This window comes from Variovorax sp. P1_H12_2 (assembly GCF_056405335.1).
In genome coordinates, this window is record NZ_JBFUCI010000314.1 from 5,119 (window position 1) to 12,879 (window position 7,761).

7 protein-coding genes are annotated in these 7,761 nt (G+C 66.8%); all 7 read left to right on the forward strand.

The features are described from left to right. Positions 1 to 874 (forward strand): Bug family tripartite tricarboxylate transporter substrate binding protein (locus AC1D2K_RS25140; RefSeq protein ID WP_478091850.1); only part of this gene is annotated, 874 nt, incomplete at its 5' end. Between the two features lie 171 nt (positions 875 to 1,045). Next, on the forward strand, positions 1,046 to 3,196 hold the full coding sequence (fadB, locus tag AC1D2K_RS25145) for a fatty acid oxidation complex subunit alpha FadB (RefSeq protein ID WP_478091852.1): 2,151 nt from the start codon (positions 1,046 to 1,048) through the stop codon (positions 3,194 to 3,196). Between the two features lie 45 nt (positions 3,197 to 3,241). Further along, positions 3,242 to 4,024 carry an SDR family NAD(P)-dependent oxidoreductase gene (locus AC1D2K_RS25150; protein WP_478091854.1) on the forward strand — a complete coding sequence of 261 codons (783 nt, stop codon included), beginning with the start codon at positions 3,242 to 3,244 and terminating at the stop codon, positions 4,022 to 4,024. Between the two features lie 178 nt (positions 4,025 to 4,202). Further along, a complete protein-coding gene (locus AC1D2K_RS25155) occupies positions 4,203 to 5,381 on the forward strand; it encodes an acetyl-CoA C-acetyltransferase (RefSeq protein WP_478091856.1) in 1,179 nt (392 codons plus the stop codon). A gap of 75 nt (positions 5,382 to 5,456) precedes the next feature. Beyond that, a complete protein-coding gene (locus AC1D2K_RS25160) occupies positions 5,457 to 6,272 on the forward strand; it encodes an ABC transporter ATP-binding protein (protein ID WP_478091857.1) in 816 nt (271 codons plus the stop codon). Continuing rightward, on the forward strand, positions 6,269 to 6,985 hold the full coding sequence (locus AC1D2K_RS25165; RefSeq protein ID WP_478091859.1) for an ABC transporter ATP-binding protein: 717 nt from the start codon (positions 6,269 to 6,271) through the stop codon (positions 6,983 to 6,985). Before AC1D2K_RS25160 ends, AC1D2K_RS25165 begins: the two co-directional genes overlap by 4 nt. 10 nt (positions 6,986 to 6,995) lie before the next feature. Then, a partial coding sequence (locus AC1D2K_RS25170) for a branched-chain amino acid ABC transporter permease (protein ID WP_478091861.1) occupies positions 6,996 to 7,761 on the forward strand: 766 nt, incomplete at its 3' end.

The window sequence follows — 7,761 nt, forward strand, 5'->3', positions numbered from 1 at the left end:
GGGCTATCCCAGCAAGCCGATCCGACTCATCGTTCCGCAGGGCGCCGGCGGGGGTGCCGACCTCGTGGCGCGTCTGATGGGCGATGAACTGCGTCAACGCCTGGGCCAACCTGTCGTCGTCGAAAACCGGCCTGGAGGCAATGAATCGATCGGGCCCGACGCGGTGGCCAAGTCGGCACCCGACGGCTACACGCTCGGAATCATCAGCGCCACGCATTCCATCAATCAAACCAGCGCCGGCATACGCCTGCCCTTTGATCCGCAGAGCTTCGTGCCCATTGCGCCCATGATGAGCGTTCCGATGATCGTCATCGTGAACAGCGACGTCGACGCCAGTGACATCAAGTCACTGGTCGCCAAGTCGAAGGCCAACCCGGGCAAGTTCAACTATGGCTCGGCGGGCCCCACCACCTTCGCCGGCATGGCGACGGAATGGTTTGTGCGCATGAGCGGGGCAGACCTCACAGGCGTGACGTATGGCACCAAGGGCATTCTTCAGGGCATCGTTGCCGGCGATATCCAGATGGCCTTTGGGGGTTTGGCCGCAGCCTCGCCCATATTGCAGACCGGCAAGGCAAAGATCATCGCGGTGACCAGCGCTCGCCGAACGGCACGCCTGCCAGACGTTCCCACCGTCGCCGAAACCTATCCCGGCTTTGCAGTGGTGCCCTGGTACGGATTTGTTGCGCCACCCGGCACGCCGCCGGAGATCGTTGCGCGGCTCAACAAGGCGATTGGCGAGACCATCACCGCAATGAGCCCCAAGCTGGTGGACATGGGCAATGAGCCGATGGTCATGACTCCGACCGAGTTCCAAGCCTTCCTGAAGAAGGACTTGAAAGATTGGCAGAAGATCGTGGAGGCAGCAAAGTAGAGCCGTGAGCTGTAGCGCAGCTCCATCGGTCCGAGCCCTCGTCGATCTGTTCCGCCGGAGACTTTCGCCACGACTGCCTCAATCGTCGCTTCGGACGATGCCTACGGCTGGGGCGCGTCCTTAAACTTTTCCCCATTGGCCGGCGTGTCGCCGGCTGTGAGGAGAATTTCTTTGTTCCAGGGCGAAAGTATCGAAATCCTGCCGTTGCAGGACGGACTGGTGGAGTTGCGCTTCGACCGRCGCGGAGAGGCCATCAACAAGCTCGACGCGCGCACCGTCGAGGAGTTCCGGCAGGCCACCCAACGCATTGCGGCTTCACCCGAAGTGCGCGGCGTGCTGGTGACGAGCGCGAAGGACGTGTTCATCGTCGGCGCCGACATCACCGAGTTCGGCGCGACCTTCCAGCAGCCCGAGGCGGAGATCGCGCGCGGCGTGCGCGCAAGCAACGAACTCTTCAACGCCTTCGAGGACCTGAGGGTGCCCAGCGTGGTCGCCATCAACGGCTTCGCGCTGGGCGGAGGACTGGAGCTGGCAATGCTCGCATCATTGCGCGTGATGGCGGACACGGCCCAAGTGGGCGTGCCCGAGGTGAAGCTTGGCCTGATCCCCGGATTCGGCGGCACGGTGCGGCTGTCGCGCCTGGCGGGCCTGGCCACCGCCACCGATTGGGTGGCGAGCGGCAAGCCCGCCAAGGCGCCGGCTGCACTGGCGGCAGGCGTGGTCGACGAGGTCGCCGCTCCTGACGCGCTGCGCGAACGGGCACTGGCGCTGCTGCAGCGCGCGGTCCACGGCGAGGTCGATTGGCAGGCCGCGCAACAGCGCAAGCGCTCGCCCCGGGGCCTGGCGACGCGGGAGGCCGGCGCGCTGGCGGAAACTGTGCGCGCACAGGTGATGGCACGCAGCGGCAAGCATCAGCCCGCAGCCGTCATCGCGCTCGAAATGATGGCCGAGGGCGCGGGCCGTGACCGCGCGGGCGCCCTCGATCTCGAATCGATCGCTTTCGGCCGCGTGGCGAAGACGCAGGCGGCCGCCTCGCTGGTGCAAGCCTTCCTGAACGAGCAGGCGCTCAAGAAGCTCTACAAGCGCCATGCCCGCGAAGGCCGTCCGGTGAAGCAGGCGGCCGTGCTCGGCGCGGGCATCATGGGCGGCGGCATCGCCTACACCAGCGCGCTGCGCGGCACCCCGGTTCTCATGAAGGACATCGCGCAACCGCAACTCGACCTCGGCATGGCCGAGGCCGGCAAGCAGTTGGCCAAGCAAGTGAAGAGCGGCCGGCTCGTGCAGGCCAAGGCCGACGCGGTACTTGCGTCCATCGTGCCGCAGCTCGACGAGACGGGTTTCGATGCGGTGGACTGCGTGATCGAGGCCGTGGTCGAGAACCTCGAGGTCAAGCGCAGGGTGCTGGCCGCATTGGAGCACGGCGTGAGGCCCGGCACCGTGATCGCCTCGAACACCTCGAGCTTGCGTATCGATGACATCGCCCAGCCGCTCGCGCGGCCCGAAGACTTCGTCGGCATGCACTTTTTCAACCCGGTTCCGGTGATGCAGCTGGTGGAAGTGATCCAGGGCGCCAAGACCCGTGACACCGCCGTGTCCACCGCCGTGGGCTATGCGGTCGCCATGGGCAAGACGCCCATCGTGGTGAAGGATTGCCCAGGGTTCCTGGTCAACCGAATCCTCACGCCGTATGTCAATGCCTTCGTGCAGCTGGTGGCCGACGGCGCCGACTTCGAGGCCGTGGACCGCGCGATGGAAGCCTTCGGCTGGCCGATGGGTCCGGCCTATCTGCAGGACGTGGTGGGTATGGACGTGGGCGCGCACGTGGGCGACGTGATCGCCGCTGGCTACCCGCAGCGCATGCCGACAATCGAGCGCAACGCGGTGAAGCTGATGGTGGCGAACAAGCGCTACGGCCAGAAGAGCGGCGCAGGCTTCTACCGCTACGAGAACGACCCCTCGGGCCGTCCGCGCAGGTGCGCCGCGCCAGAAGCGCATGCACTGGTCGCCGCGCTGCAGCCGCAGGGCCGGCGCGGCTTTGCCGACGCGGAGATCGTCGAACGCATGATGCTGCCGATGATCGTCGAGGCCGCCCACGCACTCGAGGACGGCGTCGTCGCCACGCCGGCAGAGCTGGACATGGCACTGCTGCTCGGGGTGGGCTTTCCGGCTTACGCGGGCGGCGCGCTCAAGTACGCGGACTGGCTCGGACTGGCGCGCGTCGTCGCGCTGTGCGATAAACATGCGGCCCTCGGTGCGCCGTACGTGCCCACGGCACGCATGCGTGAGATGGCGGCGCAGAAGCAGCGTTATTACCTTCTCTGAGCGGCAAGCACCTTTTCCCTCTTCTCTATCAAAGGACAACAAGAGATGCATCTCGATTCCAGCATTGCCGCCGTCGTCACGGGTGGCGCCTCGGGCCTTGGCGCCGCCACTGCGCGGCGCCTGGCTTCCCACGGCGTGAAGGTCGCGCTGTTCGACCTCAACGCGGAGCACGGCGAGGCCCTCGCGAAGGAACTGGGTGGCGTGTTCTGCAAGGTCGACGTGACTTCCGAGGAGCAGGTGGATGCCGCTTTCGCCAAGGCCCGCGCGGCGCACGGTCAGGAGCGCGTGCTCGTGAACTGCGCCGGCACCGGCAATGCGGTGAAGACCGCGAGCCGCGACAAGAACTCGGGCGAGATCAAGCATTTTCCGCTCGCGAACTTCGACCGCATCATCCAGATCAACCTGGTCGGCACCTTCCGCTGCATCGCCAAGTCGGCGGCAGGCATGCTCACGCTCGATGCGCTGGAAGACGGCGAGCGCGGCGCCATCGTCAACACCGCCTCGGTCGCGGCGCAGGACGGGCAGATGGGCCAGGCGGCCTACACGGCCTCCAAAGCTGGCGTGGTCGGCATGACGCTGCCGATCGCGCGCGACCTGATGGGCGAAGGCATCCGTGTGAACACCATCCTTCCGGGCATCTTCAACACACCGCTGCTGCAGGCCGCGCCCGACAATGTGAAGGCGGCGCTGGCCGCTTCGGTGCCGTTTCCCAAGCGACTGGGCAACCCGGCCGAGTACGCGACGCTGGCCGAGCTGATGATCACCAACGGCTATTTCAACGGCGAGAGCGTGCGGCTGGATGGCGGCATCCGGATGGCGCCGCGCTGAGGATAGAGGAAGAAGTGGCGCCCTCCAGGAGCGCGTTTCGCCACCGCGCATGCGCTTGAGGGCTCCGGTGACTTCCTGACGCGGGGCCCAAAACCGTCGGTTCCGACGACACCGCAATACGGCACAGCGTCAACAATTCTCCGACGTACCCAAATGAGGGTGCAACCGGAGAATTCGCATGACTGAAGCCTACATTGTTGCCGCCGCGCGGACCGCCGGAGGCCGCCGAAATGGCCGCCTCGCCGGATGGCACCCGGCCGACCTCGCCGCGCAGGTGCTCAACGCGCTGGTGCAGCGCACCGGCGCCGACCCCGCGCTGATCGAGGACGTGATCATGGGCTGCGTCGGCCAGGCCGGCGAGCAGGCCTCCAACATTGCGCGCAATGCCGTGCTGGCCTCGCAGCTGCCCGAGTCTGTGCCCGCCACCTCGGTCGACCGCCAGTGCGGCTCTTCGCAGCAGGCGCTGCACTTCGCGGCGCAGGCCGTCATGTCGGGCACGATGGACATCGTCATTGCCGCCGGTGTCGAGAGCATGAGCCGCGTGCCGATGGGCCTGCCCACCACATTGCCGCTCAAGCACAATCTTGGCTTCTACGTGAGCCCGCTGATGGAACAGCGCTACCCCGGCGTGCAGTTCAGCCAGTTCGCGGGCGCCGAGATGATCGCCCGGAACCACGGCATCGAGAAGGATGCATTGGACCGCTATGCGCTGGAAAGCCACCGCCGTGCGATTGCCGCCACCCAGCAGGGTTATTTCGAGCGCGAGATTGTGCCCGTGGCCGTGCGCATGGCCGACGGCGCCGAGACCGGCGAGCAGCACACCACGGACGAAGGCATCCGCTTCGACGCCACGCTCGAGAGCATCGCCGGTGTCAAGCTGATCGCCGAAGGCGGCCGCTGCACCGCCGCCACCGCCAGCCAGATCTGCGACGGCGCCAGTGGCCTGTTGGTGGTCAACGAGCGCGGCCTCAAGACGCTGGGGGTGAAGCCGTTGGCGCGCGTGCATCACATCAGCGTCATGGGGCACGACCCGGTCCTCATGCTGGAGGCACCGCTGCCCGCCACGCAGCGCGCTCTGAAGAAGGCCGGCATGAAGATCGAAGACATCGACCTGTACGAGGTCAACGAAGCCTTCGCGCCGGTGCCGCTTGCCTGGCTGAAGGCGTTGGACGCCGACCCCGCGCGCCTCAACGTGAACGGCGGCGCCATCGCGCTGGGCCATCCGCTGGGCGCCTCGGGCACCAAGCTGATGACCACGCTGGTCAACGCGCTGGGCCAGCGCGGCAAGCGCTACGGCCTGCAGACCATGTGCGAAGGCGGCGGCATGGYCAACGTGACCATCGTCGAACGGCTCTGACGCCGGCGCCGCCATTCGAAGGCAGCCGCATGGGCGGTGCCGTCATACCCCGCCCCAACGCAAAGAGATCGAAATATGGTTCAAGATTGCGATCGCGCAGACAAGAGCACCCCCTTGTTGCGCATCGACGGCGTGTCGGTGCGCTTCGGCGGCATCGTGGCGCTCAATGGGGTCTCGTTCGACATCCAGCGAAGGCAGATCTGCGGCCTCATCGGGCCGAACGGGGCAGGCAAGAGCACGCTGTTCAACTGTCTCTCGCGTCTGTACGACTGCAGCGCCGGCCGCATTGAATTCGACGGTCATTCGCTCACCCACATGCCGCGCCATCGCATGGCCGGCATCGGCATCGGCCGTACCTTCCAGAACCTCGCGCTGTTTCGCACCATGACGGTACGCGAGAACGTGCTGGTGGGCTGCCACAGCAAGCACCACGCAGGCTTCCTGCGCCACGCCTTCCGGCTGCCCGGCGTGGCGGCCATCGAGTCGCAGGCGCGCGCGCGCGCCGACCACTCCATCCATTTTCTCGAACTGGATGCCGTGGCCGATCGCGAGGTGGGCGACCTGCCCTTCGGCACGCAGAAGCGGGTCGAACTGGCGCGTGCGCTGGCGGCCGAACCCCAACTGCTGCTGCTCGACGAGCCGGCCTGCGGCCTCAACCACGAGGAACTCGAAAGCCTGGGCGCGCTGATCCGCAACATCCGCGACAGTCTGCACATCACCGTGCTCCTGGTGGAGCACCACATGAGCCTGGTGATGGGCGTCTCGGACAAGGTGGTGGCACTCAACTTCGGCAAGAAGATCGCCGAGGGCACGCCAGCCGAAGTGCGCGCGCACCCCGAGGTGATACGGGCCTACCTGGGCGAAGACGCGGAAGCGGAGGCCATGGCATGACGAACATCCTCGAAGTGCGCGATCTGCGCGCCGCCTACGGCCACACGCGCGTGCTGCAAGGCATCGACCTCGACATTCCCACGGGCCAGGTCGTGGCGCTGCTCGGTGCCAACGGCGCCGGCAAGACCACCACGCTGCGCGCGCTGTGCCAGATGATGGTCAGCACCGAGGGGTGCGTCATGCTGGCCGGCCAGCGTATCGACGGCCGCTCCACCGAGCAGATCGCCAAGTCCGGCGTAGGCCACGTCCCCGACGGGCGCGGCACATTTCTCGGCCTCACGACCGAAGAGAATCTGCGCCTGGGCGCCTACGCCCGCGGCAACCGCGAGGGCGTGGACGCCGACATGGTGCGCGTGTTCGACTACTTCCCGCGCCTGCGCGAGCGCCGCAACCAGCAGGCCGGCACGCTGTCGGGCGGTGAGCAGCAGATGCTCGCCATCGGCCGCGCGCTCATGGGCAAGCCGCGCCTGCTGCTGCTCGACGAGCCGTCTTTCGGGCTCGCCCCGCTGATCGTGAAGGACATCTTCGCGATCATGCGGCGCATCAACAAGGAAGAGCGCGTGTCGATCCTGCTGGTGGAGCAGAACGCGAAGCTCGCGCTCGACCTGGCCGATTCGGCCTACCTCCTCGAGACCGGCCGCATCGTGCTCTCGGGCCCCACCGCCGAAATCCGCTGCAACGACGCCGTCCGCAAAGCCTACCTCGGCGATTGAGAACCTACACATGAACGCATTCCTGCACCAACTGCTGGCGGGCCTGGCCACCGGCGGCATCTATGCCTGCGTCGCGCTGGCGCTGGTGATGATCTACCAGGCCACGCACCACATCAATTTCGCCCAGGGCGAGATGGCGATGTTCTCGACCTTCATCGCCTGGAGCCTGATGCAGGCCGGGCTGCCCTACTGGGTCGCCTTCACCGCGACCGTGGTGCTGTCCTTCGCACTCGCGGTGGTCGTTGAATTCACCGTGATCCGGCCGATGCACGACAAGCCGGCACTCTCGGTGGTGGTGGTGTTCGTCGGCCTGCTGGTGATCTTCCACAGCATCGCGGGCTGGCTCTTCGGCTTCACCATCAAGCGCTTCCCGAGCCCCTTCCCTGCGGACGCATGGTTCGGCGGCACGATGATGTCGGCGCACGAGGTCGGCGCCATCGGCGTCACGCTGTTGGTGGTCGTGCTCCTGTTCGCGTTCTTCCGCTTCACGCCCCTGGGCTTGGCCATGCGCGCTGCCGCGCAGAACGCGGCCTCGTCGCGGCTGGTGGGCATCAACGTCGGGCGCATGTTGATGCTCGGCTGGGGTCTGGCCAGCGCCATCGGAGCGGTGGCCGGGATGATGGTCGCCCCTGTGGTGTTCCTCGATCCGGACATGATGACCGGCGTGTTGCTCTACGCCTTCGCGGGCGCACTGATCGGTGGCATCGACAGTCCCGTGGGCGCGGTGCTCGGCGGCTTCATCGTCGGCGTGCTCGAGAACCTGATCGGCACCTACG

Bases quoted from the DNA above. Each gene is read 5' to 3' on its own strand.
- AC1D2K_RS25150 (WP_478091854.1), top strand. From the start codon at position 3,242: ATGCATCTCGATTCCAGCATTGCCGCCGTCGTCACGGGTGGCGCCTCG.
- AC1D2K_RS25160 (WP_478091857.1), top strand. From the start codon at position 5,457: ATGGTTCAAGATTGCGATCGCGCAGACAAGAGCACCCCCTTGTTGCGC.
- AC1D2K_RS25165 (WP_478091859.1), top strand. From the start codon at position 6,269: ATGACGAACATCCTCGAAGTGCGCGATCTGCGCGCCGCCTACGGCCAC.